At 68.0% G+C, this 23,497-nt stretch carries 24 protein-coding genes, 1 tRNA gene, 1 other RNA gene and 3 pseudogenes; 18 read left to right on the top strand and 11 right to left on the bottom strand.

Features of this window, described 5'->3' with window-relative positions; translation table 11 throughout:
* The first annotated feature begins 166 nt into the window (after positions 1-166).
* The 8 genes and pseudogenes from QUE33_RS05585 (at position 167) to dapF (ending at position 6,749) form a co-directional block, all read left to right on the top strand.
* Positions 167-475 carry a helix-turn-helix domain-containing protein gene (locus QUE33_RS05585; RefSeq protein ID WP_286302401.1) on the top strand — a complete coding sequence of 103 codons (309 nt, stop codon included), beginning with the start codon at positions 167-169 and terminating at the stop codon, positions 473-475.
* Positions 476-491: 16 nt separating this feature from the next.
* On the top strand, positions 492-713 hold the full coding sequence (locus QUE33_RS05580; RefSeq protein WP_286302398.1) for a DUF3046 domain-containing protein: 222 nt from the start codon (positions 492-494) through the stop codon (positions 711-713).
* Between the two features lie 246 nt (positions 714-959).
* Positions 960-2,009, top strand: coding sequence for a recombinase RecA (gene recA, locus QUE33_RS05575; protein WP_286302396.1), 1,050 nt, complete (start codon positions 960-962; stop codon positions 2,007-2,009).
* 2 nt (positions 2,010-2,011) lie between these two features.
* Positions 2,012-2,737 (top strand): regulatory protein RecX, encoded by a 726-nt coding sequence (locus QUE33_RS05570; protein ID WP_286302393.1) that lies wholly within the window; start codon positions 2,012-2,014, stop codon positions 2,735-2,737.
* 84 nt (positions 2,738-2,821) lie between these two features.
* Positions 2,822-4,372 (top strand): tRNA (N6-isopentenyl adenosine(37)-C2)-methylthiotransferase MiaB, encoded by a 1,551-nt coding sequence (gene miaB, locus QUE33_RS05565; protein WP_286302391.1) that lies wholly within the window; start codon positions 2,822-2,824, stop codon positions 4,370-4,372.
* A gap of 8 nt (positions 4,373-4,380) precedes the next feature.
* Positions 4,381-5,306: pseudogene (miaA, locus tag QUE33_RS05560) on the top strand (tRNA (adenosine(37)-N6)-dimethylallyltransferase MiaA).
* A 31-nt stretch (positions 5,307-5,337) separates the two neighbouring features.
* Complete coding sequence (locus QUE33_RS16375; RefSeq protein ID WP_434019615.1) at positions 5,338-5,955, top strand: dihydrofolate reductase family protein; 618 nt, start codon at positions 5,338-5,340, stop codon at positions 5,953-5,955.
* Positions 5,877-6,749, top strand: coding sequence for a diaminopimelate epimerase (dapF, locus tag QUE33_RS05550; protein WP_286302389.1), 873 nt, complete (start codon positions 5,877-5,879; stop codon positions 6,747-6,749). The genes QUE33_RS16375 and dapF overlap by 79 nt, the downstream gene beginning before the upstream one ends.
* 27 nt (positions 6,750-6,776) lie before the next feature.
* Here dapF and QUE33_RS05545 read toward each other — a convergent pair whose 3' ends face one another.
* Positions 6,777-7,421 (bottom strand): class I SAM-dependent methyltransferase, encoded by a 645-nt coding sequence (locus QUE33_RS05545; RefSeq protein ID WP_286302388.1) that lies wholly within the window; start codon positions 7,419-7,421, stop codon positions 6,777-6,779.
* 72 nt (positions 7,422-7,493) lie between these two features.
* Between QUE33_RS05545 and hflX the strand changes: the two are divergent.
* Positions 7,494-9,001, top strand: a pseudogene (hflX, locus tag QUE33_RS05540) (GTPase HflX).
* A 43-nt stretch (positions 9,002-9,044) separates the two neighbouring features.
* Here hflX and QUE33_RS05535 read toward each other — a convergent pair.
* On the bottom strand, positions 9,045-9,698 hold the full coding sequence (locus QUE33_RS05535; protein WP_286302387.1) for an SIMPL domain-containing protein: 654 nt from the start codon (positions 9,696-9,698) through the stop codon (positions 9,045-9,047).
* A gap of 146 nt (positions 9,699-9,844) precedes the next feature.
* Between QUE33_RS05535 and ssrA the strand changes: the two genes are divergently transcribed.
* Together ssrA and QUE33_RS05525 are read left to right on the top strand one after the other, a co-directional pair.
* Positions 9,845-10,213: a transfer-messenger RNA gene (gene ssrA / locus QUE33_RS05530) on the top strand.
* A gap of 220 nt (positions 10,214-10,433) precedes the next feature.
* On the top strand, positions 10,434-11,534 hold the full coding sequence (locus tag QUE33_RS05525; protein ID WP_286302386.1) for a fatty acid desaturase family protein: 1,101 nt from the start codon (positions 10,434-10,436) through the stop codon (positions 11,532-11,534).
* A 41-nt stretch (positions 11,535-11,575) separates the two neighbouring features.
* Here QUE33_RS05525 and QUE33_RS05520 read toward each other — a convergent pair whose 3' ends face one another.
* Positions 11,576-12,178 carry a TetR/AcrR family transcriptional regulator gene (locus tag QUE33_RS05520; protein WP_286302385.1) on the bottom strand — a complete coding sequence of 201 codons (603 nt, stop codon included), beginning with the start codon at positions 12,176-12,178 and terminating at the stop codon, positions 11,576-11,578.
* A 137-nt stretch (positions 12,179-12,315) separates the two neighbouring features.
* Between QUE33_RS05520 and QUE33_RS05515 the strand changes: the two genes are divergently transcribed.
* The gene (locus QUE33_RS05515; RefSeq protein WP_286302383.1) at positions 12,316-12,516 is read left to right on the top strand and encodes a hypothetical protein; all 201 of its coding nucleotides are present in this window, start codon (positions 12,316-12,318) and stop codon (positions 12,514-12,516) included.
* Positions 12,517-12,561: 45 nt separating this feature from the next.
* On the opposite strand, the gene QUE33_RS05510 is transcribed toward QUE33_RS05515, so the two are convergent.
* Both QUE33_RS05510 and QUE33_RS05505 read right to left on the bottom strand, forming a co-directional pair.
* A complete protein-coding gene (locus tag QUE33_RS05510) occupies positions 12,562-13,134 on the bottom strand; it encodes a hypothetical protein (protein WP_286302381.1) in 573 nt (190 codons plus the stop codon).
* Positions 13,135-13,165: 31 nt separating this feature from the next.
* Positions 13,166-13,975: an inositol monophosphatase family protein gene (locus QUE33_RS05505; protein WP_286302379.1), complete on the bottom strand. Its 810-nt coding sequence runs from the start codon at positions 13,973-13,975 to the stop codon at positions 13,166-13,168.
* A 153-nt stretch (positions 13,976-14,128) separates the two neighbouring features.
* Between QUE33_RS05505 and QUE33_RS05500 the strand changes: the two genes are divergently transcribed.
* A tRNA-Lys gene (locus QUE33_RS05500) sits at positions 14,129-14,201 on the top strand.
* A 97-nt stretch (positions 14,202-14,298) separates the two neighbouring features.
* On the opposite strand, the gene QUE33_RS05495 is transcribed toward QUE33_RS05500, so the two are convergent.
* Positions 14,299-15,387 carry an LOG family protein gene (locus QUE33_RS05495; protein ID WP_286302376.1) on the bottom strand — a complete coding sequence of 363 codons (1,089 nt, stop codon included), beginning with the start codon at positions 15,385-15,387 and terminating at the stop codon, positions 14,299-14,301.
* Between the two features lie 74 nt (positions 15,388-15,461).
* On the opposite strand from QUE33_RS05495, the gene QUE33_RS05490 reads away from it, so the two are divergent.
* Positions 15,462-15,941 (top strand): hypothetical protein, encoded by a 480-nt coding sequence (locus tag QUE33_RS05490; RefSeq protein WP_286302374.1) that lies wholly within the window; start codon positions 15,462-15,464, stop codon positions 15,939-15,941.
* A 50-nt stretch (positions 15,942-15,991) separates the two neighbouring features.
* Here the strand turns inward: QUE33_RS05490 and QUE33_RS05485 are convergent, their stop codons facing one another.
* The 4 genes from QUE33_RS05485 to QUE33_RS05470 all read right to left on the bottom strand — a co-directional run bounded on the left by QUE33_RS05485 (position 15,992) and on the right by QUE33_RS05470 (position 19,030).
* Complete coding sequence (locus QUE33_RS05485) at positions 15,992-16,474, bottom strand: YbaK/EbsC family protein (RefSeq protein WP_286302373.1); 483 nt, start codon at positions 16,472-16,474, stop codon at positions 15,992-15,994.
* 25 nt (positions 16,475-16,499) lie between these two features.
* Positions 16,500-17,726: an MFS transporter gene (locus QUE33_RS05480; RefSeq protein ID WP_286302372.1), complete on the bottom strand. Its 1,227-nt coding sequence runs from the start codon at positions 17,724-17,726 to the stop codon at positions 16,500-16,502.
* Positions 17,723-18,163 carry a MarR family winged helix-turn-helix transcriptional regulator gene (locus QUE33_RS05475; protein ID WP_286302371.1) on the bottom strand — a complete coding sequence of 147 codons (441 nt, stop codon included), beginning with the start codon at positions 18,161-18,163 and terminating at the stop codon, positions 17,723-17,725. Before QUE33_RS05475 ends, QUE33_RS05480 begins: the two co-directional genes overlap by 4 nt.
* A 72-nt stretch (positions 18,164-18,235) precedes the next feature.
* Positions 18,236-19,030 carry an IclR family transcriptional regulator gene (locus QUE33_RS05470; protein ID WP_286302370.1) on the bottom strand — a complete coding sequence of 265 codons (795 nt, stop codon included), beginning with the start codon at positions 19,028-19,030 and terminating at the stop codon, positions 18,236-18,238.
* Between the two features lie 103 nt (positions 19,031-19,133).
* Between QUE33_RS05470 and QUE33_RS05465 the strand changes: the two genes are divergently transcribed.
* The 3 genes and pseudogenes from QUE33_RS05465 to QUE33_RS05455 all read left to right on the top strand — a co-directional run bounded on the left by QUE33_RS05465 (position 19,134) and on the right by QUE33_RS05455 (position 21,737).
* The gene (locus tag QUE33_RS05465; protein WP_286303067.1) at positions 19,134-19,907 is read left to right on the top strand and encodes a CoA transferase subunit A; all 774 of its coding nucleotides are present in this window, start codon (positions 19,134-19,136) and stop codon (positions 19,905-19,907) included.
* A 2-nt stretch (positions 19,908-19,909) separates the two neighbouring features.
* Entirely contained in the window at positions 19,910-20,563 is a 654-nt protein-coding gene (locus tag QUE33_RS05460; protein WP_286302369.1) for a CoA transferase subunit B, read from the top strand.
* Positions 20,560-21,737, top strand: a pseudogene (locus QUE33_RS05455) (acetyl-CoA C-acetyltransferase). The gene QUE33_RS05460 and the pseudogene QUE33_RS05455 overlap by 4 nt, the downstream one beginning before the upstream one ends.
* Before the next feature lie 77 nt (positions 21,738-21,814).
* Here the strand turns inward: QUE33_RS05455 and QUE33_RS05450 are convergent.
* Complete coding sequence (locus QUE33_RS05450) at positions 21,815-22,093, bottom strand: hypothetical protein (RefSeq protein WP_286302368.1); 279 nt, start codon at positions 22,091-22,093, stop codon at positions 21,815-21,817.
* Between the two features lie 145 nt (positions 22,094-22,238).
* Between QUE33_RS05450 and QUE33_RS05445 the strand changes: the two genes are divergently transcribed.
* Positions 22,239-23,459, top strand: coding sequence for an MFS transporter (locus QUE33_RS05445; RefSeq protein WP_286302367.1), 1,221 nt, complete (start codon positions 22,239-22,241; stop codon positions 23,457-23,459).
* Positions 23,460-23,497: the final 38 nt, after the last annotated feature.

Here is a 23,497-nt window from a genome sequence, read left to right as displayed (position 1 = left end):
GCGAAGGTCTGGTTGACACGAGTGTGCTCAATATTCGACACACCATGAGAAATCCCCTCACAACGGAAGCACAGCGAGAAACAGTAGATTCAGCATCAGCCAGTCGGGTTAGACTGGCGATCCACTCGGATGTCGATTCAACCGCTGGAGAGGAGAGGAGGTTCCGATGATCCTTGTCAGACAGGAGATCGGCGATGTGCTGCGGGACTTCCGCCTGCAGAAGGGGCGCACGCTGCGCCAGGTGGCGAGCAAGGCGTCTGTCGCGCTCGGCTACCTCAGCGAGGTGGAGCGCGGCCAGAAGGAGGCCTCCAGCGAGATCCTCGCCTCGGTCGCCGATGCACTGGACATCCCCATCTCGACGATCATGCGCGAAGTCGGCGACCGCATCTCGGTCCTCGAAGGTCTGGGCGGCTTCCCGGATGTCGTTCCCGACGATCTGGTCGCCTCGGTCGAGCCCGAACTGTCGCTGCACTGATCGGCTCTCGACGCGAATGAGACGCAGTGAGTTCCTGCGCGCAGTCGACGACGAGTTCGGCGGACGGGCGACGGCGCTCACCCATGACCTGATCCTCGGCGCGCTGGGAACGACGGCGCTGGAGGCGCTGGAGGCCGGAGTGCCGCCACGCGACATCTGGCTCGCGCTGTGCGACGAGGCGGACGTGCCCGCAGAGCGCCGTTACGGGGTGGGGCGCCTGGAGCCGCGCCGACGCTGAACGAATCTCCGATCGGCGCGCGCGGCGTGTCGTCGAAGATCTGTTCGACGTGCGCGTATCGTTCTGCACAAGTGGTCCTGGTGTGATTTCTTTCCACAGAACGGGGCAATCCCGAGCCGATGTCGGTGGTTGCTTCTACCGTGAATGACGTGGCACCAGCCATGCGCCTTGTCGCAGAGTCGATCCATCCCGGAGCGGCCGCGACAGCCTACAGGCGGCAGCATTCGAGACACTGAGGAGCACGTCATGCCATCCACCGACGACCGCGAGAAGGCCCTGGATTCCGCACTCGCACACATCGAGCGTCAGTTCGGCAAGGGATCGATCATGCGACTGGGCAGCGATGAGCGTGCTCCCGTCGAGGTCATCCCGACCGGATCGATCGCCCTGGACAGCGCCCTGGGCATCGGAGGTCTGCCGCGCGGCCGCATCATCGAGATCTACGGCCCCGAGTCGTCTGGAAAGACCACGCTCACGCTGCACGCCATCGCCAACGCTCAGCGGGCGGGTGGCATCGCGGCATTCATCGATGCGGAGCACGCACTCGATCCCGAGTACGCGCGAAAGCTCGGCGTCGACATCGATCAGCTGCTGGTCTCTCAGCCCGACACCGGTGAGCAGGCGCTCGAGATCGCCGACATGCTCATCCGATCCGGCGCGATCGACCTGGTCGTCATCGACTCGGTCGCGGCATTGGTCCCCGAGGCCGAGATCAAGGGCGAGATGGGCGACTCGCACGTCGGTCTGCAGGCTCGACTGATGTCGCAGGCGCTGCGCAAGCTGACCGGCGGTCTGAACCAGACCAGGACCACCGCGATCTTCATCAACCAGCTGCGTGAGAAGATCGGTGTCTTCTTCGGCTCGCCCGAGACCACCGCCGGTGGAAAGGCGCTGAAGTTCTACGCCTCCGTTCGCCTGGACATCCGGCGCATCGAGACGCTCAAGGACGGTGCCGAGGCAGTCGGAAACCGCACTCGCGTCAAGGTCGTCAAGAACAAGATGGCCCCGCCGTTCAAGCAGGCGGAGTTCGACATCCTCTACGGTGTCGGAATCTCGCGTGAGGGCAGCCTGATCGACTTCGGCGTCGAGCACGGCATCGTGAAGAAGTCCGGCTCCTGGTACACCTACGACGGCGATCAGCTGGGACAGGGCAAGGAGAACGCCCGCACCTTCCTGTTGAAGAACGAGGACATCGCCCTCGCGATCGAGGATCAGATCAAGCAGAAGCTGGGCATCGGCATGAAGGCTGTTCCCGAGGCGCCGGCTGACGAGCTCGCCGAGCGCCGTCCGGCGTGATCATGGGGCACAGCAACGGGGGCGAGGAGCACCTCGCCCCCGTCATCCCGATCTTCGGCGCCGACCGTGACTCGGGGGAGACCCGACCGGATCTTCCGCGTCGAACCGGCGACGAGGGGCTCTGGCGCTCCGCGCTGTCGGAGAGCCGCGGACGCGTGACCGCCCTGCCTACCGCACACGCGGAGGACGTGACGAACGAGGCACCGGATCACGCGACAGAGGACCCGGACGAGGCCCGCCGCCGCGCCGAGGAGGTGCTGGTGCGCAGGCTGCGCAGCCGGCAGCTGTCGGTGTCCGAGGCGCGCTCCGTGCTGCGTGAGAGCAGGGCCGATCGCGAATCGATCGAGCAGATCATCGACGAGTTCGTCCACCGTGGCTACCTCGATGATCGCACCCTCGCTCAGCTGCTGGTCACCTCGGGCGTCGAACGCAAGGGGCAGGGGAGGATCGCGCTGTCGCGGGCGCTGTCGCAACGGGGGATCCCGCGGGAGATCATCACGCAGGCTCTGGAGGAGCTGCCCGACGACGATGCCGATCGGGCCCTCGAGTACGCTCGCAGCAAGGCGCCCGCAATGACCAGGCTCGAACCCGAGACCGCACTGCGGCGCCTGCTTGGCCAGCTCGCGAGGCGCGGGTATGCGGGGTCCGTCGCGATGAATGCGGCGCGCACAGCGCTGAGCGAAGCGGGGAGCGGGCGCAGCGGAGTGCGCTTCGTGGAATCCGACTGATCGGCACCAGCCAGCATCAAGAGCCGGAGCCGAGCGGTCTGCTTCGATGCCCTTCGCATCCACAGCTCGTAGAATGGCGGAATCATGTCTCTTCTCTCCTCCGAACCGACGATCATCGCGCCCTCCCCGGCCGCGATCGATGCCGACGGACGCCGACGCTCCTACGAGGTCCGCACCTTCGGCTGCCAGATGAACGTGCACGACTCCGAGCGGCTCTCCGGCTCGCTGGAGAGTGCCGGGTATGTGCGGGCGGACGACGGCGAGGACGCCGACATCGTCATCATCAACACCTGCGCGGTGCGCGACAACGCGGCCGGAAAGCTGTACGGCACTCTGGGGCATCTGAAGTCCCGCAAGGACAAGCACGAGGGGATGCAGATCGCCGTCGGCGGATGCCTGGCGCAGATGGATCAGCAGGCGGTCCTCGACAAGGCGCCCTGGGTCGACGTCGTCTTCGGCACGCACAACATGGGCTCCCTCCCCGGACTGCTCGAGCGCGCGCGCCACAACGGCGAGGCCGAGCTGGAGATCCTCGAATCGCTCGAGGTCTTCCCCTCGACCCTTCCCACCAAGCGCGACTCCGCGCACAGCGGTTGGGTGTCGATCTCAGTGGGCTGCAACAACACCTGCACGTTCTGCATCGTGCCCAGCCTGCGCGGCAAGGAGAAGGATCGCCGCCCCGGCGACATCCTCAGTGAGATCCGCCTGCTCGTCGAGGACGGCGCGATCGAGGTGACCCTGCTCGGTCAGAACGTGAACTCCTACGGGGTCGAGTTCGGCGACCGTCAGGCGTTCGGCAAGCTGCTGCGCGCGGCCGGTGAGATCGAGGGCCTCGAACGCATCCGCTTCACCAGCCCCCACCCGGCGGCCTTCACCGATGACGTCATCGCGGCCATGGCCGAGACCCCCAACGTCATGCCCCAGCTGCACATGCCGCTGCAATCCGGCAGCGACCGGATCCTCAAGGCCATGCGCCGCTCGTACCGCAGCGAGCGCTACCTGGGCATCCTCGACCGCGTGCGCGAGCGCATCCCGCACGCTGCGATCACCACCGACATCATCGTCGGCTTCCCCGGGGAGACCGATGAGGACTTCGAAGACACCATGCGCGTGGTCGAGCAGTCCCGGTTCGCGAGCGCTTTCACCTTCCAGTACTCGATCCGTGAGGGCACTCCGGCCGCGACCATGGAGAACCAGGTGCCCAAGGCCGTCGTGCAGGAGCGCTACGACCGGCTGATCGCACTGCAGGAGCGCATCTCGCTGGAGGAGAACCAGAAGCAGGTCGGCCGTGAGGTCGAGGTGCTGGTATCGGTCGGCGAAGGCAAGAAGGATGCCGAGACGCACCGCCTCACCGGCCGCGCCGAAGACAACCGCCTGGTGCATTTCGAAGTGACGCCGGGGTCGGAGCTGCCCCGGCCGGGGGATGTCGTGACGGTGAGGATCACCCACGGCGCCCCGTTCCACCTGCTCGCGGACGACCCGACCGGCGCGCCGCTTCGCATCCGGCGCACGCGTGGAGGCGACGCCTGGGATCGCGCGCAGGCAGCCAGCTGCGGTGTCCCCGCACCCGCCGGTGAGGCCGGTGCTCCACGCGCGGTGTCGCTCGGTCTGCCGACCCTGCGCGTCGGGGTGTGACCGCCAGCATCCGCGGCCCGCTCCTGTGGGCGGTCGTCGGCGCCACGGGCACGGGCAAGACCGAGTTCGCGCTCGAGCTGGCGCAGACGCTGCGGGGCCGGGGAACCCGGCCGAGATCGTGAATGCGGATGCCATGCAGCTGTATCGCGGCATGGACATCGGCACCGCCAAACTGCCCGCTGACGAGCGCCGCGGCATCCCGCATCATCTGTTCGACGTGCGCGGCGTCGCGGAGGAGGCAGCGGTCGCCTGGTATCAGCCGCTCGCCCGCTCCGCCGTGCAGGAGATCCACGCACGCCGGGGAGACGCGATCCTGGTGGGAGGATCCGGACTGTACGTGTCGAGCGTCCTCTTCGATTTCCGGTTCCCGCCCAGGGACGCCGTCGTGCGGGCACGTCTGGAAGCCGAGCTCTCCGCGCAGGGGAGCGGTGCGCTGTTCGCGCGTCTGCGTGAGAGGGACCCCGTCACCGCGGCCCGGATCGACCCGAAGAACGGTCGTCGCATCGTCAGAGCGCTCGAGGTGCTGGAGCAGGGCGGCGCCACGCACGGAGCAGCGCTGCCCGAGAAGCCCGTGCTCTGGCATCCGGACACCCGGATCATCGGAATGCAGGTCGATCGGGCGGAGCTTGTGGAACGACTCGACAGCCGGGTCGAACGGATGTGGCAGACGGGCATGCTCGATGAGGTCTCCCGCCTGCGCCCGGAAGGCCTGGAGCGGGGCGTGACCGCGTCCAGGGCGATCGGATACGCACAGGCGCTCGCCCAACTGCGCGGCGAATGCACGGAGCAGGAGGCCATCGCCGCGACCCAGGCGCTCACCCGGCGCTACGCGCGGCGTCAGGTCTCCTGGTTCAAGCGCTATCCCGACATCGAGTGGGTCGATTCCGGGTCGGCGGATGCCGCTCGCATCCTCGCCGACGCAGGATGCCCTTGATGGTGTCGGAGGCACTCGGCACGATGGGACGATGACCACCCATTACTACACCGCCTCCAGCCTGGACGGGTTCATCGCGACCGCGGATCATTCACTGGACTGGCTGCTCACACAGGACATCGACGAGGACGGGCCGATGGCCTACTCCGGCTTTCGCGCTGGCCTGGGGGCGATGGCGATGGGAGCGCACACCTATGAGTGGATCCTGGAGCATGACGAGGACGGCTGGAGCTACACGCTTCCCGCCTGGGTGTTCTCGCACCGCAGGCTGAACCTTCCCGACGGTGCGGACATCCGGCTCACCCGCGACGATGTGCGCAAGGTGCACGCCGAGATGTCCGCCGTCGCCGGCGACAAGGATCTCTGGATCGTCGGGGAGGGGAACTCGTCGGCCAGTTCGCCGATGCCGGGCTCGTCGACGAGGTGTGGATCCAGTACGCGCCCGTCACGCTGGGATCCGGTGCTCCGGTGCTGCCGCGCAAGCTGGACCTCGAGCTCGTGGACGTCGCGCGCAACAGGGCGTTCCTCTGCGGGCGCTACCGGGTGCTCCGCGCTCAATAGACTTGTCCCATGGTCGCATTCACCAAGGGGCACGGAACCGGAAACGACTTCGTCATCATCGAAGATGCGGACGGCGCGCTCGATCTGACTCCGCAGCGCGTACAGGCGCTGTGCGATCGCAACTTCGGCATCGGCGCCGACGGCGTGCTGCGCGTGGTGCGCTCGTCGGCGATTCCGGACGGAGCGGCAGCTCTCGCCGAGGAGCCGGAGGCCGAGTGGTTCATGGACTACCGCAACGCCGACGGGTCTGTCTCGGAGATGTGCGGCAACGGCATCCGAGTGTTCGTGCACTACCTGCTGCGCTCCGGCCTCGCCGACCTGGAGGCAGGGTCGACGCTGCCGATCGGCACGCGCGCCGGCGTACGCGACGTGATGCGCAGCGAGACCGGCTATCAAGTGGACCTCGGGCGCTGGCGTCTGGCGGGCGGCGAACCGCTGGCCCGTGCCGCAGGTCTCTCTGTGGCGCGTCCCGGCCTCGGCATCGACGTCGGCAATCCGCACATCGTCGTGGCACTGGCCTCCGAGGAGGAGCTCGCCGGGCTCGACCTGAACCCCACACCGATCCTCGACCCGGCACCGAGTGAGGGTGCGAACATCGAATTCGTGGTGCCGGGCGAGCCCCTGGTGCGCGACGGCGTGGGGCATGTGCGGATGCGTGTGCACGAGCGCGGCTCGGGCGAGACTCTCAGCTGCGGGACCGGAGCGGTGGCTTCCGCTCTGGCAGTGCGCCATTGGGCGGGGGAGCGTGCGCCGCACCAGTGGCGGGTCGACGTGCCCGGCGGTACGCTCGGGGTGCGCATGTTCCCCGCCGAGGACGGCGAGCACGTGGCACTGTCCGGCCCTGCTCAGCTCGTGTTCCGCGGCGAGATCGACCTCGCCTGAACGTGCGGGCAGCGCCGGCGAGCGGGGCTACGCGGAGACCGTGATCGGCTCGGTCGGCGGGGTGCCATGCCTGCGCACCTTGAGCACGCGGTAGCCCTTGCCCGTGGCGGCACGGTGCACACTGTAGCCGGGCGTGAAGGTCATGGCCATCCACCGCTGCAGCGAGTCCGAGCCGAGATTGCGCTGCACGACCAGCCAGGCGTCGCTGCGCTCGTCCAATCGCGGGATCCAGTGCTCGAGCATGTCGTGCAGCTCGCTCTTGCCGACGCGGATGGGCGGATTGGAGCGGATGGTGCGGAAGACGACATCGTCGGGAACATCTTCGGGCCGCACGGCGTTCACATTAGTGAGGCCGAGGGCCTGTGCGTTGCGCCGGACGAGGTCGAGGGCACGCTCGTTCACGTCGACCGCCCACACAGTCGCATGCGGGGCGGACAGCGCCATCGTGAGGGTGATCGGACCCCACCCGCATCCGAGGTCGAGGAAATCACCGCCGGGAGGCAGGGGAGGCATGTTGTTCAACAGCACGGCCGTTCCGGCATCCAGCCGGTCAGGACTGAAGATCCCGCTCGCCGTGGTGAGTTCCAGATCTCGTCCCGCCAGGGTGACGTGAATGGTGCGCAGGTTCTCTGCACTTGCCGGGGCCGCGCTGAAATAGTGGTCGGACGGCATGCAGAGAGCGTACCGGACGGCGGGGCTAAGGTTAAGGCGCCCTGAGCAGATGACGTCGAAGAAAAGGACCGGATGACGAAGACCAACGACGAGAACACGACGACGGATGCGCTGGATCGCGTGCTCGCACACGCCGACTCGCGCACCGAGGCGAGAGTGTTCGGCGCCGCTCAGGCACTGCAGGACGCTGCCACTGCCACGCACGGTGTCGGTGACGGCGAGCAGTGGGACCTCGAAGATCGGCACGCTCTGCGCCGGGTCGGAGGACTCTCCACAGAGCTCGAGGATGTCACCGAGGTCGAGTACCGGCAGCTGCGGCTGGAGAACGTCGTCCTGGTGGGCGTCTATCCGCAGGGGGCGCAGGAGGACGCCGAGAACTCGCTGCGCGAGCTGGCCGCCCTCGCTGAGACGGCCGGCGCAGCGGTGCTGGACGGCCTGCTGCAGCGCCGCCCGCACCCGGATCCGGCCACCTATCTCGGCCGGGGCAAGGCGCAGGAGCTGAAGGACATCGTCGCCGCTGTCGGCGCCGACACGGTCATCGCCGACGCCGAGCTGGCGGCCAGCCAGCGGCGCGCACTGGAGGATGTGGTCAAGGTGAAGGTCATCGACCGCACCACCGTGATCCTCGACATCTTCAGCCAGCATGCGAAGAGCCGGGAGGGCAAGGCACAGGTCGAGCTCGCCCAGCTGGAATACCTGCTTCCTCGCCTGCGCGGCTGGGGAGACTCGATGAGCCGCCAGGCCGGTGGCCAGGTCGGTGCGGCGGGGGCCGGCATGGGCTCGCGCGGCCCCGGTGAGACGAAGATCGAGCTGGATCGCCGTCGCATCCGCACCCGTATGGCGCAGCTGCGCAAGCAGATCCGCGAGTTCGCCCCTGCGCGCGACGCCAAGCGGGCCGAGCGCAAGCGCAACACCATCCCGTCGGTCGCGATCGCCGGCTATACGAACGCCGGAAAGTCCAGTCTGCTGAATGCGCTCACGAGCGCCGGCGTGCTGGTGGAGAATGCGCTGTTTGCGACGCTGGACGCCACCGTGCGGCGCTCCGAGACACAGGACGGGCGCGTCTACACGCTCACCGACACGGTCGGCTTCGTCCGCAACCTGCCGCACCAGCTGGTCGAGGCGTTCCGCTCGACACTGGAGGAAGTCGCCGAGGCCGACCTGATCGTACACGTGGTCGACGGCTCGCATCCGGATCCTCGGCGCAGCTGCAGACCGTGCGCGATGTGATGGGCGATGTCGGTGCCAGGGACATCCCCGAGATCGTCGTCTTCAACAAGGGTGACCTTGTCGGCGACGACGAGCGTCTGGTGCTGCGCGGCCTCGCACCCGACGCGCACTTCGTGTCATCGCGCACCGGCGAGGGCATCGATGAGTTGCGGCAGACGATCGAGCGGATGCTGCCGATGCCCGCCGTCGAGGTACGGGCGCTGGTGCCCTACGACCGCGGTGATCTGGTCTCTGCCGTGCACGAGAGCGGGGTGCTGCTGTCCGCGGAGCACAAGGAGGGCGGCACCCTGGTGCACGCGCATGTGTCGGAGCGGCTCGCCGCCGAACTCGCGCGCTACGCAGCCGACTGAACGCGCACAGGGCGTACGACCGTGCGCTGCACGGCCGTACGCGTCATTTCGCGGTGAACCGGCCCTCGACGGTGGCGGAGAGCACGATCTCCTCGCTCTTCAGATCCAGCTCCGGTGAGCCGCCAACGGCGATGGCGTCGGCGCGCATGAGCCTCGCCTGCGGATGCGCGCCGTCGGAGATCATCCCGCGATCGGCGATCTCGAGTGGCGTGACCTCGTGCAGTCCGAGCGCTGCGGCATAGGCACGAGCACGCGCGAGGGCGATGCCGACGGCCCGAGTGGCGACTTCGCGCTCGGTCTCCGCCTCGACCTCCGGGGTGAGGTGCCAATCGATGTAGCCGATGGACACGCCATCCTGCTCGGCGAGGTCGGTCACCCAGTCCGACAGGGCGGAGAAGTCGGCGAACGTCGCGGAGAAGTCGACGCTGGCACGGTGCACTGGCGCGAGCTGCCTGCCCTCGCTGTTCCAGGGGCGGTTCGCGACCACGTTCATTCGATCACTGGACCATTCCAGGACGGTGCCCGCAGCATCCCTGCTCTCGATGCCCGCGCGCACCGATCCGGCGGCGGCGAGCGTCTTCTCAACGACGCTCGTGCGGTCGGGGCCGTCGAAGGCGACGACCAGGTGGACGGTGGCGCGATCGGGTGCCACGCGCAGCTCGCACTCGCTCCGGACGGTGATTATGACATCGCTCATGAGTGCGACTGTACGACACCTCTTTCGGGTTCCGCCGGCGGAATAGCGTGCGCGTCGAATCCGTTGTACGCTGTGATGCTCGGGTGCGTCAGCATCCAGCTGGTAATTCCACAGTGTGACAGCGGTTCCTTCGCAAGAAGGTTCACGGGGCTGATCGGTTTCGACGGCGCCTGTGTATCGACGGGAAGCGGGCCGAGGATGCAGGGTTATCTCGTGAACGCCCCCTGCAAAACCATAGTTGCCAACACAAAGCGCAACGACTTCGCCCTCGCTGCATAAGCGAGCCCGATAGTCCGTCAGACCGTATGTGATCCCGATACGGACCCTGGCGTCATCTAGGGATCTTGCTGCGTGATGGCGTCTGGACGTCACGTGGGACTCTTCCCAGGCTGGGCTCGTCGACTTAGGTGTCTGTGACAAAGGTCGGAGCCGAGCAGAACGCCTTCACAGACTGCGCCCGGAGAAGACGTGGATGAGCAGCGTCGGACGGGGGTTCGATTCCCCCAGCTCCACCAGCCGCTGTCACTGTGGATAACCCCCGCGATCCCTTACGAGAGTATGGGTCGCGGGGGTTCTTCGTCTCGGGCTGTGAGCGCGCCCAGGTTGGGGGCGTAGCGTTCGCAGAAACCCGGTTCGATCCGCCCGGCCGCACCGACGCATCCGGCTCCGCTTCGCACGGGGGACGATGCGGGGGTCAGCCCGCTCTCAGCGGGATCCCCGAGAGAGAAGGCCGTCATGGACGGTGTGCGCTCGACGATCCGGTCCACCCGAAGCCGAACGGATCCGAGCTCCGCGAACCTCTTCACAGAGCTGGCAGCCCAAGTGCGCAGCTCTGGCCTGATGCGAAGACGCTACGGATACTACTGGGCCAAGATCGTGGCACTCGCTCTGCTTCTTGCCGCATGCCTGGTCGCCTTCGTCCTGATCGGGGACACCTGGTGGCAGCTGTTCACGGCGGCGGCCCTGGCATTCGTGTTCACCCAGATCGCGTTCCTGGGCCATGATGCCGCCCACCGCCAGATCTTCAGATCCGGTCGGTGGAACGATTGGATCAGCCTGGTGCTCGGCGACCTGATGGTCGGGATGAGCTACGGCTGGTGGCAGCACAAGCACACCCGGCACCACGCGAACCCGAACAAGCTGGGCGCGGATCCGGACATCGAGCTCCCGGTGATCGCGGTGACGGCGGAGAACGCGCAGCGAGATCATGGGCTCATCCTCTCGTGGCTGCGCGCTCATCAGGGCGTGCTGTTCTTTCCGATCCTGCTCTTCGAGGGGCTCTCGCTGCACGCGTCCAGCGTCCGCCGCGTGTTCGTCCGCGGTCGTCTCGAGCACCGGTGGGTGGAGATCGTCTTCCTCGGCATCCGACTGATCGGATACGTGACGCTGGTGCTCGTCGTGCTCTCGCCGGGTGTCGCGGCGGGCTTCCTGGGAGTGCAGTTGGGTATCTTCGGCTTCTACATGGGGATCGCCTTCGCACCGAACCACAAGGGCATGCCGGTGGTGCCGCGGACGATGAAGCTCGACTTCCTCCGGCGCCAGGTCATGATGAGCCGCAACATCGGCGGGACTCGGATGCTCGATTTCCTGATGGGCGGGTTGAACTATCAGATCGAGCACCACCTGTTCCCCTCGATGCCGCGCCCGCACCTCCGCCGCGCTGCGCCCGTCGTCGCCGCGTACTGCCGAGCGCACGGCGTGCCGTACACGCAGGTCGGCCTGTTCAGCTCGTATGCGATCGTGGTGCGCTACATCAACCGCGTCGGTCTGGGTGAGCGCGACGTCTTCACCTGCCCTCTCCTCGACCAGCGCGATCATCTCGGCGTGACGGCGTGACGCGAGGTGGGAGGAGGCTCTCGAGCCCTGCGAGGCCGGCCTCAGTCGCGTGGCTGCAGGCCGCCCAGCGTGACGGCGAGGATCTCCTCGCCGAGCAGCTCGGGGTCGATGGGCCCATCGGGCCGGTACCACTCGACGACGGAGTTGATCATGCCGAAGATCAGTCGCGTCGCCACGGCGGCATCCAGATCCGAGCGCACCACACCCTCGGACTGCGCCTCACGCACCAGACCGGTGACCGTGTGGTCGAAGCGGCGCCGCCGGGCCAGGGCCGCGGTCTCGATCTCGCTGTTCCCCCTCAGCCGCAGCAGCAGCGTCACCTGAGGCTGCCGTGCGGTCAGCACGCGCACCGCGCCTCGGATGATCGCCGACAGGCGCTCCGCCGCGGTGGGGTGATCCAGGGCATCCGTCAGCGCCCGCTCCAGGCCGCCCAGCGCATCCTCCAGCGCGACCTGCAGGATCTGCTCCTTCGAGTCGACGTGGTGATACAGCGCTGATTTGGTCAGGCCCAGCCGGCCGGTCAGATCCGACACAGACGTCGCGTCATAACCCTGCTGGTTGAACAGCTCGACCCCGGCGCGGATGATGGCGGCACGGTCGTGACCGGGCCGTCCGCGCCGCGCTGGCTTGGCGGCTCCGGTCATCGGATCATCCTCGACATGCGTTCAATCTATCGCGCGATGCACCCACGGAAACGCCTGGATGTCGTCCGCGCCGTGCACGGAGGTGGGGTGAAGCCCACTAAGCTGGAGGGGTTATCCGACGATCGGGAGGCTTCGACGTGGTCGACTTCATCGTGTTCATGGTTCTGTTCCTGGGTGGCTTCTACCTGTTCGGGATCTCGTGGAGTCTGCCGACCGCGCAGGGCGTCGTCTTCTCCGCCGGCATCGTCCTGGTGAGCCTCGCGCTCGCCTACGTGATGCGTCAGCGCGGCTCTGCCACGCGCCGCACCGACAACTGGAACCAGCGCGGCGACAAGTGAGCCTCGGTCGCCGCGTGACGCGGCACCCGGCCGAAGGCGGGCGACTCAGTCGCCCCACTCGATGAGCAGCAGGCCCTGTTTTGTGTCGGCGAACTTCACCCAGCCGTCGCCGAATTCGTAGGTCATCCCGAACCCGTCGCCGTCCGTCGCGATCGCATAAGCCGGATCCTCGGTGATGTAGGTGATCTCACCCTCCGTCGAACGCAGCCAGCCGTCGTTGACCAGACCGGTCTGCGCAGCACGGGATCTTTCGGTGCCGAGTGGGCCCCATGCGTACATCTGGCCGTGGTCGGATGCCGTGCTGTAGTCGGCCCACAGGCACTCCAGGCCGCCCTCGACCGCGATGTCGCCGATGACGAATTCCCGCTGCTTGAACGTCCAGCCCTCGGACGTCAGAGCATCGACGGTCCCGGGTGTTATCAGCGTCTCGCAGGTCGGCGTCTCGGTGGTGCTCGGCGGCGTGGGTTCGGCGGTCGGCGAGACATCGGCGGTGATCGTGGGCGTCGCGGTGGGCGGCGAGTCGGACGGCGACGGGCCGCTCGGCGTGGGGGAGCCGCAGGATGCCAGACTCAGCCCCGCCAGCAGCACGCCGATGGCGAAGGGGTATCGGGTTTTCATGTGATCCGTGGGGGAGGTGTGCGTGTCGCACTCAGGAGTGCGGCACGTCGCGGAACAGGGAGAGGAAGGGGTCGTGCAGAATGCCGTTGGTGGCCAGTGCCGAGCGCGCGGACAGCGTCTGCGTGCCGTCGAACGCCGTCATCCGTCCGCCTGCTTCTCGGACGATCGGGACGGCCGCGGCGATGTCGTACTCCTTGACATCGAACTCCGCCACCATCTCCAGACGACCCTCGGCCAGCAGCATGTAGCTGAAGATGTCGCCATAGGCGCGGTCCCGCCAGACCCGGTCGGCGAGCGTGAGCAGCTCGGGCAGCTTTCCGGCATCCGTCCACTGGGCGATGCTCTGGAAACTCACGCTCGCGTCGTCGAGGGAGTCGACCTTCGACACCGAGAGCCGGCGCGGGTCACCGCTCGTGGCAGTCCATGATCCACCGCCTGCGGATGCCCACCAGCGCCGGCCGAGAGCCGGCATGCTGACCACGCCCACCTGCGGGACCGAGTCCACTGCGAGTGCGATCAGCGTTCCCCACAGCGGCACGCCGCGCAGGAAATTGGCCGTGCCGTCGATCGGGTCGATGATCCACTGCCGCCGCGCAGCGCCCTCGGTGCCGTACTCCTCGCCGAGGATCCCGTCGTCTGGGCGTTCGGCGTGCAGGATGTCGCGGATGGCCCGCTCGGTGGCCAGATCCGCGTCGGTCACGTGGGACTGATCGGCCTTGAGGGAGACCTCCAGATCCGCGGCGTCGAAACGCGGCATGCTCTGTGCATCTGCGGCATCGGCCAGCGCGATCGCGAGCTCCAGGTCAGCATGGAAGTCGGTGGCGGCGCGGGGGAGGGACACTTCAACAGGATAGTCCGGGCCGGTTCGCTGGAAGGGCTTGCTGTATATCGGTCGTGAAACGAATTGCAACGCGCCCGAGGCTCCGCAGGGATTTGGCGTGACTCCGCGCCGCTGGTAATGTAATTCCTCGGCCGGGAACGCGTTCCGGGCCATGCGCCTCTAGCTCAATCGGCAGAGCAATTGACTCTTAATCAATGGGTTCAGGGTTCAAGTCCCTGGGGGCGCACGGACGGGCTCCGGGATCTCTCGCCAGATTCCGGAGCCTTTCTGCTTTCCGTGCGGCCTCTCGCGCCCGCGTCTCCGGTTCATCGGCCGTATGGCTTTCAGGGCTGGTGAATGATCAGCGCGGCGGCGTCGTGCACGGAGTCCACCAGATGCACGCGCGACTCCATCGCCCGCCCTCGTGCGAGGGCCTTCAGCAGCGGCCATGCCGGGTAGCGTTCGGTCCAGTACTCCCGGCCGACCAGCACCATCGGCGCGGTCGACGATTCGTCGGCGTAGTAGTTCTCGCAGGCGTCCTGGAAGATCTCCTGCACGGTTCCGGCCGCTCCGGGCAGGAACACGATGCCCGCGCGGCAGATCTCGAGCAGGATCGCCTCGCGCTGCGCATTGCGGAAATACTTCGCGATGGCGCTGGCAAACGGGTTGGACGGTTCGTGACCGTAGTGCCAGGTCGGGATGCCGAGTGAATCCTCGCCGTCCGGGAACAGCTCGCGCACGGAGAAGGCTGCGCGCACCCAGGCGTCGATGTGCGGCACGAAGCCCGCGGCCCGGCGCAGGATCGACAACGCCTCCTCCAGCGCATCCTCACCGTGCCGGGCGAGGTAGCCGCCGAGATTGACGGCCTCCATCGCTCCCGGCCCGCCGCCGGACGCGACGGTGTGCGTCTGCGACAGCATCCGTCCCAGGCGCGCGCCGTCGGCGTAGCCGCGAGTGTCGCGTGCTGCATCGTGCCCGCCCATAACGCCGATCATCTCGCGCGGCTGAACCCATGCCTCCAGGGCGAGCCCGATGCTGTGATCGTGCAGCGACTGCGCCAGTGCGCCGTCGCGGGAACTGGCGCTCTGCGACCACGCGTACACCCGGGCGTCCATGCTGCGGGCGTAGTCGGTGTGATCGTAGAGCTCCTGCGGCGTGTACAGCGCGGTGCGATACGTGTCCACGGGGGATTCGGGAACTGCGGGGAAGACCACGGCGCCGCGCGCCCGGATGGACTCCTCGTCCTCGGGGCGCAGCACGCACCCCAGGAACAGGGCGCCCGCGACGTCGACCGAGCGCAGCGACACACCTCGCTCAGTCAGATCGAGTGCGCGAAGTCGCCATCCCGACAGCGAGAGAGCACCGGAGGCGAGACGGTGATCGAAGTCCTCGAGCGCGTCGACGTAGATCACTCGACCGTGCGTTCTTCTCATGCTCCTGAGATTAGGCGACGTCCCTCTTCCCTCTGCCGCGACGCGGTGAGATCATGGCGACCAGGGAGGTTGTCATGATCGAACTCGAGGATGTCGACACCGATGAGGACGGTGCTCTCAACGCCAACGCCGAGCTGCCCGGTGGGCGGCGTGTGACGGTGGAGTACGAATTCGACGAGGAATTCGAGAGCCTTGACGACGATGATGAGGAAGACGACGACGATGACGACGTCGAGCTCGAAGATCTCCCCGACCTGGACGCCATGCAGGAGACAGTGCGGCATGCTCTCGCCCGGCTGAGCGAGGAGGTGCTCGATGCCCGCGAGCGCGAGGTCGCGCACCGGCTTGTCGAGACTGCGGGCGAAGACGACGAGGCGCTCGATCCGGTGGAGGCGTTGCGAGCCCTGGAAGAGGACATCGTCCTGGACGGGGTGGTGGTCTTCGGCGACGGCGGCTTGACCCTGCTGTACCTCGCACCCGAGGAGTACCCGGATCTGATCGTGTACTGCCTGCTCGATGAGGATCTCGAAATCGACGACCTCATGGTGGAGTAGGCCAAGCTCGTCGAGCCGGAGTCTGTCGAGCAGCCGTGCGGGGCGGGTGCTCAGGCGACGCGGATCGTCCGGCCGTGGGTGAGCGATTCCAGCTGTGCGAAGGTGAGCGGCATCACCGTCTGCGGCGTGCCCGCAGCGGTCCAGATCTCCTCGAAGGGGCACAGATCCTGGTCGAGGTAGGTGCGCAGCGGCGACGGATGCCCGATGGGCGCCACTCCGCCGATGGCCTGCCCTGTGGCCTGCCGCACTGTCGCTGCGGGGGCCATTGACACGGCATCCGCAGCGATGCTCTCGGCGAGCACCGTCATGTCGACGCGGTGCGCGCCGCTGGTCATCACCAGGATCGGCTCGCCATCAGCAACCAGCACCAGACTGTTCGCGATGGCGGCCACCTCGCATCCGATCGCCGCTGCGGCCAGCGCGGCCGTCCGTGCGGAGTCCGGCAGGACGACGATGCTGCTGTCGATGCCGGCGGCGGTGAGCTGCTCGTGCACGATCCTGCTGCGTGCGGGCAGTGTCTCAGGTGCGGTCACGGGGACTCCTCCGATCGGATGCTGTTCAGGCGGCGTCACCCACGAGGATAGCCTCCGCGTCCTCGATGACTCCGTGCCCGGCATCGTCGATGTGCGCGAGCGTGCGGCGTCCCAGCAGCACGGTGAAGGTCGCGAGCAGCACCGAGAGAGCCGCGAACAGGTAGGGCACCGTGTCGTTGAACGTGTGCGCGAGGGCTGCGGCGACGGGCGGGGCCATCGCGCCGCCCAGGAAGCGCACCGCTGAGTACGCCGACGACGCCACGGAGCGGGGCAGGTCGGTCGCCTCCATCACCGCCTCGGTCAGCACGGTGTTCATGACGCCCAGCAGCAGTCCACCGACGACGATGCACACCACCAGCGCGGCGGGGCTGGCCACGAGCAGGCCCGCCAGGATCAGGTCGACCGCGAGCAGCGGGAGCGTGACGAGGATGATCGCGGTGCGCGGCACACGGCGCATCAGCGCCGGAGCGACCCACACGCTCGTGAGGGCCAATGCGACACCCCAGCCGAAGAACGTGAGGCCGATGCCCATCGCGCCGAAGCCGAGCGGGAAGGGCGAGAACGCCAGCAGTACGAAGAACCCGATGTTGTAGAACAGCGCGGCCACCGCGAGGATCGCGAGGGCGGGGCGGCGCAGTGCCCGCAGCGGCGCCGACAGCGGCATCGGCTCGCGCTTCTCGTCGCTCGAGCGCACGAGAGCGAGCACGGCGATGAAGCCGATGGCCATGAGGGCCACGACGCCGAAGAAGGGGCCGCGCCAGCTCAGCTCGCCCAGCAGCCCGCCCAGCAGCGGACCCACCGCGATGCCCAGGCCCAGCGCGGCCTCGTACAGCACGATCGCCGCACCGCTGCCGCCCGAGGCGGCTCCGACGATGGTCGCCAGCGCTGTCGAGATGAACAGCGCGTTGCCCAGCCCCCATCCCGCCCGGAAGCCGATCACGGCATCCACGCTGCCGCTCATCGCGCACAGCAGCGCGAACACGACGATGAGGCCGAGCCCGACCAGCAGGGTCGCCTTGGCGCCGATGCGGCTGGAGACCCAGCTGGTCACCAGCATCGCGAGGCCCGTCACCAGCAGGTAGCTGGTGAACAGCAGCTCCGTCTCGACCGGGGACGCCTCCAGGGAACCGGCGATTGCGGGCAGAATGGGATCGACCAGGCCGATCCCCATGAAGGCGACGACGCACGCGAAGGCGACCGCCCATACCTGTGCCGGCTGATGCCAGACCGATCCCTGTGCTGTTCCGCTCATAGGGGTTCTCCTGTCGTGGTCGATTCCTGCGCGTGGTCGGCGAGGATGCGCGCGGCCTGACTGAGGACCGTCCATTCCTGGTCGCCCAGATCGGCGAAGCGGGGTGCGAGCGAGTCGCGCAGCTGTGAGCGCCATTCCGCGAGGTGCGTCAATCCCTGCGGGGTCGCCGATACCCGTGTCGCCCTGGTGTCCGCCGGGTCCGTGCTGCGAGTGACGAGACCCTCGCGCTCGAGCACGCCGATGAGTCGGGTCATCCCCGGCTGAGTGGTGCGGGCCGCCGCGGCGAGCTCGCCGACGCGCATGCCGCCCTGCCGTTCGAGAAGGCCGAGCGCACGCCACTGGGCAGAGGGTGCGTCATTGCCGGAGTCCGCCGCGGCGAACCGGGCCAGCACATGCGCGGAGAGCACGATCGACGGGATCACATCCGCTTTTTCCATATCGGCGAGTATATACCGGTTGGTATGCATATACCTGCGGGAGGAGTGCGATAGCCGCTCTGCGCCCCTCGGTCAGCGTCGCGCGCCGGCGATGCGGGACGACAGCTGGTGCGCGTGCGCGAGCAGCGTGCGGCCGAGCTGGGGGAGTCGGTCGGGGGCGAACCGGAACTCCACGCCGGTCAGGCTCAGCGCCCACTCCGGTCGTCCCTCGCGATCGAACACCGCGGCGCCGATACCCCAGGAGCCCTCCACGATCAGGCCGGGGTTGACCGCGTAGCCCCGGGCCTTCGTCTCGCGGAGTCTGGTGCGCAGCGGCCCCGGCCCGTGCGGTCGCCCCCAGCGCTCTTCGAGCTCAGGGTGGCGCTCCAGATAGGCATCCATATCGTGGTCAGGCAGGAAGGAGAGGATGGCCAGTCCGGCGCTGGCTACGCCGAGTGGAAAACGGATGCCCTCGCTGAGTACGAAGGAGCGGATCGGGAAGGGGCCCTCCTCACGGATCAGGCACACCGTCTCGTCAGCGCGCCGGGCGGAGAGGAACGCACTCTCCTCGGTCTTCACCGCCAGTGAGCGCACGATGTCGCGCGACAGCTCGGTGATGTCGTACCGCGACGCGGCCACCGCGCCCATCAGGTACAGCTCGGGCCCCGGCATCCACCGGGCAGTGCTCGGGTCCTGGTCGACCAGCCCCTCCAGTCGCAGCGCACTGAGCAGGCGATGCGCGGTCGAGCGACTGAGGCCGGCATCCGCGGCCAGCCGGTGCAGCGAGGCGCCATCGGACGATGCCGTGACCAGACGCAGCAGCGCCGCAGCCCTGGCGATCGCCTGCGCACCGGGAACCGTCCGTCTGCTCGAGCTCCCGGATTCCATAATGTGGACGCTACTCGTCTCGATGACCACATCGCAAGCATCCGCTTGCCGTCGCCTGGAACCGGGCGGATGCTGGAGGGAACGCAACACGAAGGAGTGGCCCGTGATCGACAAGCAGTTCGCATCGGCGGCGGAGGCCGTCGCCGACATCCCCGACGGAGCAGAGCTCGCGGTCGGCGGGTTCGGGCTCTCCGGCAACCCGATGATCCTCATCGAGGCGCTGCACGCGCAGGGAACCACGAACCTCAGCGTCGTCAGCAACAACTGCGGCGTGGACGACTGGGGGCTCGGCATCCTGCTCGCCTCGCGGCGCATCCGCAAGATGACCTCGTCGTACGTCGGCGAGAACAAGGAGTTCGAGCGGCAGTTCCTGGAGGGCGATCTCGAGCTCGAGCTGACACCTCAAGGCACCCTCGCCGAGAAGCTTCGTGCCGGCGGCTCCGGCATCGCGGCGTTCTACACCCAGACCGGCGTCGGCACTCAGGTCGCCGAGGGCGGACTGCCTCGCCGCTATCACCCCGACGGGACGATCGATGTCGCCTCTCCGGTCAAGGAGGTTCGTAGCTTCGACTTCCGCGGTCAGCAGCGCGACTTCGTGCTCGAGGAGTCCATCACCACAGACTTCGCCCTGGTTCACGCGCTGAAGGGCGACCGCCACGGCAACCTGATCTTCAACAAGGCCGCCCGTAACTTCAATCCGCTGGCGGCCATGGCCGGCCGGGTCTGCATCGCACAGGTCGAGCAGCTCGTCGAGCCCGGCGAGCTCGATCCTGACGGCATCCATCTGCCCGGCGTGTTCGTGCACCGGGTGGTCGAGGTCGGATCCGATATCGAGAAGCGCATCGAACGGCGCACCGTCACCCAGGAAGGCGCATGACCATGGCACTCACACGGAATGAGATGGCGGCACGGGCTGCCCGGGAGCTCGCCGACGGCTCGTACGTCAACCTCGGCATCGGCCTGCCCACCCTGGTGCCCAACTACGTCCCCGACGGCGTGACTCTCGTGCTGCAGTCCGAGAACGGCATCCTCGGAGTCGGACCGTACCCGGCCGAGGAGAATGTCGACCCCGACCTCATCAACGCGGGCAAGGAGACGGTCACGCTGAATCCCGGGGCCGCCTTCTTCGACTCGGCGACCAGCTTCGGCATGATCCGGGGCGGGAAGATCGACGCGGCCATCCTCGGCGCCATGCAGGTCTCGGCCACGGGCGATCTCGCCAACTGGATGATCCCCGGCAAGATGGTCAAGGGGCCCGGCGGTGCGATGGACCTCGTGCACGGTGCCGAGCGCGTGATCATCCTGATGGAGCACGTCGCCAAGGACGGCTCCGCGAAGGTCGTGAACGAGTGCTCGCTGCCGCTCACCGGCAGGGGAGTGGTCGACCGGATCATCACCGACCTCGCCGTGATCGACGTCACACCCGCCGGACTCGTGCTCGTGGAGACCGCGCCCGGGGTCAGCGTGCAGCAGGTCGTCGATGCCACCGAGCCGGAGCTGACCATCTCGGAGACCCTCAAGGAGAACTCATGAGCGACATCGTCATCGTGGCCGCGGCTCGTACCCCCAGGGTCGGCTGAAGGGGCAGCTCGCCTCGTTCACCGCACCGCAGCTGGGCTCGCTCGCCATCCGAGGTGCGCTGGAGCAGGCATCCGTGGATCCGGCCGACGTCGACGCGGTCATCATGGGGCAGGTGCTCGCCGCCGGCTCCGGCCAGAACGCCGCGCGTCAGGCCTCGATCGGCGCGGGCATCGGCTGGGACGTCCCGGCCAGCTCGGTCAACAAGGTGTGCCTGTCGGGGCTCACCGCGATCATCGATGCTGCGCGGATGATCCGCACCGGTGACGCGACCACCGTGGTCGCGGGCGGCATGGAGTCGATGACCCGCGCTCCGCACCTGCTGATGGGCTCCCGCGACGGCTGGACGTACGGCAGCATCGAGGTGCTCGATCACATGGCGTACGACGGACTCACAGACGCCTATGACAACGAGAGCATGGGATCGTCGACCGAGCGTCACAACCCGCGCTACGAGATGACCCGTGAGCTGCAGGACACCGTCGCCGCGCTCTCGCACCAGCGTGCTGCCGCCGGTCTGCAGGACGGCGCGTTCGATGCCGAGATCGTCGAGGTCACGGTGCCGCAGCGCAAGGGCGACCCGCTCGTACTGAGCGCCGACGAGGGCGTGCGTCCCGACACCACCGTCGAGACTCTCGCCCGGCTGCGCCCGGCATTCGCCGAGGGCGGCACGATCACCGCCGGGAATTCGTCGCAGATCTCCGACGGCGCCGCCGCCGTGGTGGTCACCTCGCGCGAGAACGCCGAGGCGAAGGGATGGCCCGTGCTGGCGGTGATCGGCGCGAACGGTCAGACCGCCGGACCCGACAACTCCCTGCAGGCTCAGCCCGCGCGCGCCATCGAACGTGCACTCGAGAGGCAGGGGATCGGTGTCGACCAGCTGGACCTGGTCGAGATCAACGAAGCGTTCGGCGCCGTCGTCGCGCGCTCGCAGCAGGAGCTCGGACTCTCCGCGGACATCGTCAACGTGCACGGCGGCGGCATCGCCATCGGCCATCCGATCGGGGCGAGCGGGGCCCGTCTGGTCGTGCATCTCGCCCACCAGCTCGCCGCACGTGGCTCGGGCACCGCGGTCGCGGCCCTGTGCGGCGGCGGCGGTCAGGGCGAGGCTCTGGTGCTCACGCGCTGACCCTTCGAGGCGCGCGTCGACACCTCGCGCACCGACGCCCCGGGACAGCGCCGACGAGGCTCAGAGCGCGGCGAAGCTCAGCGCTTGGTGGCCTTCGCCGCCTTCTCGATCGCCTTGAGCTGCTTCTTGGCGCGTTTGTCCTGCTTCGGAGCGAGCGGGGAGTCCACGGCCACGGCGATGCCGTGCTCTGCGCGCCGCATGTCGACCGCGGCGCCGATCGCCAGTGCCAGGCTGATGCCCCAGCTCAGCCACGCGAGCACCGCACGCCAGGTGATCGGGGTCTCACGGGTGCCGCGCAGCAGCGACGCTCCCGTGGTGATCGCGCCGAACAGACCTGTGCTGAAGAGATACCGCATGCATTCACGTTAGCCGAGAGCCCGCTGCGCTGGGCTAGACTCGACGACAGTTCCAGCTGTGTATCTACCGGCCGTCGGCTCCCCGGCGGACAGCGGCGGCACCCGACCCGGCACGGTGGAGATCCGCTCCTCGCGCCCGAGAGCCATGACACAGAACCCCTCTTCTCCGAGCCTGCTTCGCCTGGCCGGGCTGCCGTACTTCCTGATCGCGTTCGTCGCGCGTCTGCCGTTCGCGATGATGGTGGTGGGCGTGCTGACCATTGTCGTGACAGCTCGCGGCTCACTGTCGATGGGCGGCCTCACCTCTGCCGCCGTCGGCATCGGCACGGCACTGATCGGGCCCTTCCTCGGCGCCGCAGCCGACCGGTACGGCCAACGTCCCGTGCTGGCAGCGGCGGCGGTGCTGAACTCGGCGATGCTGGGCATCTTCGCCCTTGTCGTCTACAGCACGATGAGCGAGGCATTCGTGATGCTGACGGCATTCGCCATCGGCGCCACAGCACCGCAGGTGTCGCCGATGTCGCGATCCAGGCTGGTGACCATCATCGACGATCGGATGCCTGAGCCGCAGCGCCCCCGCACCACATCGGCGACCATGTCGTACGAGTCGGCGGCCGACGAGATGGTGTTCGTCTTCGGCCCTTTCCTGGTCGGTGCTCTCGCGACGCTGATCTCCCCCTGGGCGCCGATCGCGCTGGCATCCGCTCTGACCCTGCTCTTCGTCGGCGCCTTCGCACTGCATCCCACCGGGCGCCACGTCTCGGCGTCGCGCCGTGCCGACGGCACAGCTCCCTCCCGTGCGTCGGAGCTGTTCTGGCCCGTGCTGCTGGTCGTGGTCGTCGGCATCTTCGGAGTCGGACTGTTCTTCGGCGCTACCCTGACAGCGCTCACCTCGTTCATGGCCGACCGTGACGCCGCCGAGCAGGCCGGCCTGCTGTACGGCGTGATGGGCATCGGCTCGGCGATCCTCGCGCTCGGCGTGGCCTGGCTTCCGGTGCGGTTCACCCTGCATGCCCGGTGGCTGCTCTTCGCGGCGATCCTGGTCGGCGGCTCGGTGCTGGTCATCAGCGCCTCGACGATTCCGGCCATGCTCGTCGCGCTCGCCATCCTGGGCGTCGGCGTCGGCCCCACCCTCGTCACCCTGTACAGCCTGGGGGCCGCGAGGAGCCCTCTGGGGCGATCCGCGACGGTGATGAGCATGCTGGGGGCGGGCGTAGTCGTCGGACAGGCTGCTGCGGCCGCTATCACCGGCGAGCTGGCCGAACGGGCGGGCACCGGCCCGGCGCTGCTGATGCCGCTGATCGCCTCGGCGATCGTCTTGGCGGCCGCCGTCGTCAATCGACTGCTCACGCCCATGCAGCGCTGAGCTGCGCTGGGTAGCCTGGAGGAAACGAACAGAGGAGT

The organism is Microbacterium suwonense, from assembly GCF_030296555.1.
GTDB classification, from domain to species: domain Bacteria; phylum Actinomycetota; class Actinomycetes; order Actinomycetales; family Microbacteriaceae; genus Microbacterium; species Microbacterium suwonense.
The sequence above is the reverse complement of the archived record's forward strand: the minus strand, read 5'-3'. Positions and strand labels throughout refer to the sequence as shown.

Excerpts from the sequence above, each read along its gene's own strand:
- QUE33_RS05475 (WP_286302371.1), bottom strand. The coding sequence starts at position 18,163 with ATGGAAAAAGCGGATGTGATCCCGTCGATCGTGCTCTCCGCGCATGTG.
- dapF (WP_286302389.1), top strand. The coding sequence starts at position 5,877 with ATGGTCGCATTCACCAAGGGGCACGGAACCGGAAACGACTTCGTCATC.
- QUE33_RS05525 (WP_286302386.1), top strand. The coding sequence starts at position 10,434 with ATGGACGGTGTGCGCTCGACGATCCGGTCCACCCGAAGCCGAACGGAT.
- QUE33_RS05520 (WP_286302385.1), bottom strand. The coding sequence starts at position 12,178 with ATGACCGGAGCCGCCAAGCCAGCGCGGCGCGGACGGCCCGGTCACGAC.
- QUE33_RS05510 (WP_286302381.1), bottom strand. The coding sequence starts at position 13,134 with ATGAAAACCCGATACCCCTTCGCCATCGGCGTGCTGCTGGCGGGGCTG.
- QUE33_RS05580 (WP_286302398.1), top strand. The coding sequence starts at position 492 with ATGAGACGCAGTGAGTTCCTGCGCGCAGTCGACGACGAGTTCGGCGGA.
- recA (WP_286302396.1), top strand. The coding sequence starts at position 960 with ATGCCATCCACCGACGACCGCGAGAAGGCCCTGGATTCCGCACTCGCA.
- QUE33_RS05490 (WP_286302374.1), top strand. The coding sequence starts at position 15,462 with ATGATCGAACTCGAGGATGTCGACACCGATGAGGACGGTGCTCTCAAC.
- QUE33_RS05585 (WP_286302401.1), top strand. The coding sequence starts at position 167 with ATGATCCTTGTCAGACAGGAGATCGGCGATGTGCTGCGGGACTTCCGC.
- QUE33_RS05545 (WP_286302388.1), bottom strand. The coding sequence starts at position 7,421 with ATGCCGTCCGACCACTATTTCAGCGCGGCCCCGGCAAGTGCAGAGAAC.
- QUE33_RS05460 (WP_286302369.1), top strand. The coding sequence starts at position 19,910 with ATGGCACTCACACGGAATGAGATGGCGGCACGGGCTGCCCGGGAGCTC.
- QUE33_RS05470 (WP_286302370.1), bottom strand. The coding sequence starts at position 19,030 with ATGGAATCCGGGAGCTCGAGCAGACGGACGGTTCCCGGTGCGCAGGCG.
- QUE33_RS05450 (WP_286302368.1), bottom strand. The coding sequence starts at position 22,093 with ATGCGGTATCTCTTCAGCACAGGTCTGTTCGGCGCGATCACCACGGGA.
- QUE33_RS05495 (WP_286302376.1), bottom strand. The coding sequence starts at position 15,387 with ATGAGAAGAACGCACGGTCGAGTGATCTACGTCGACGCGCTCGAGGAC.
- QUE33_RS05535 (WP_286302387.1), bottom strand. The coding sequence starts at position 9,698 with ATGAGCGATGTCATAATCACCGTCCGGAGCGAGTGCGAGCTGCGCGTG.
- QUE33_RS05570 (WP_286302393.1), top strand. The coding sequence starts at position 2,012 with ATGGGGCACAGCAACGGGGGCGAGGAGCACCTCGCCCCCGTCATCCCG.
- QUE33_RS05445 (WP_286302367.1), top strand. The coding sequence starts at position 22,239 with ATGACACAGAACCCCTCTTCTCCGAGCCTGCTTCGCCTGGCCGGGCTG.
- miaB (WP_286302391.1), top strand. The coding sequence starts at position 2,822 with ATGTCTCTTCTCTCCTCCGAACCGACGATCATCGCGCCCTCCCCGGCC.
- QUE33_RS16375 (WP_434019615.1), top strand. The coding sequence starts at position 5,338 with ATGACCACCCATTACTACACCGCCTCCAGCCTGGACGGGTTCATCGCG.
- QUE33_RS05480 (WP_286302372.1), bottom strand. The coding sequence starts at position 17,726 with ATGAGCGGAACAGCACAGGGATCGGTCTGGCATCAGCCGGCACAGGTA.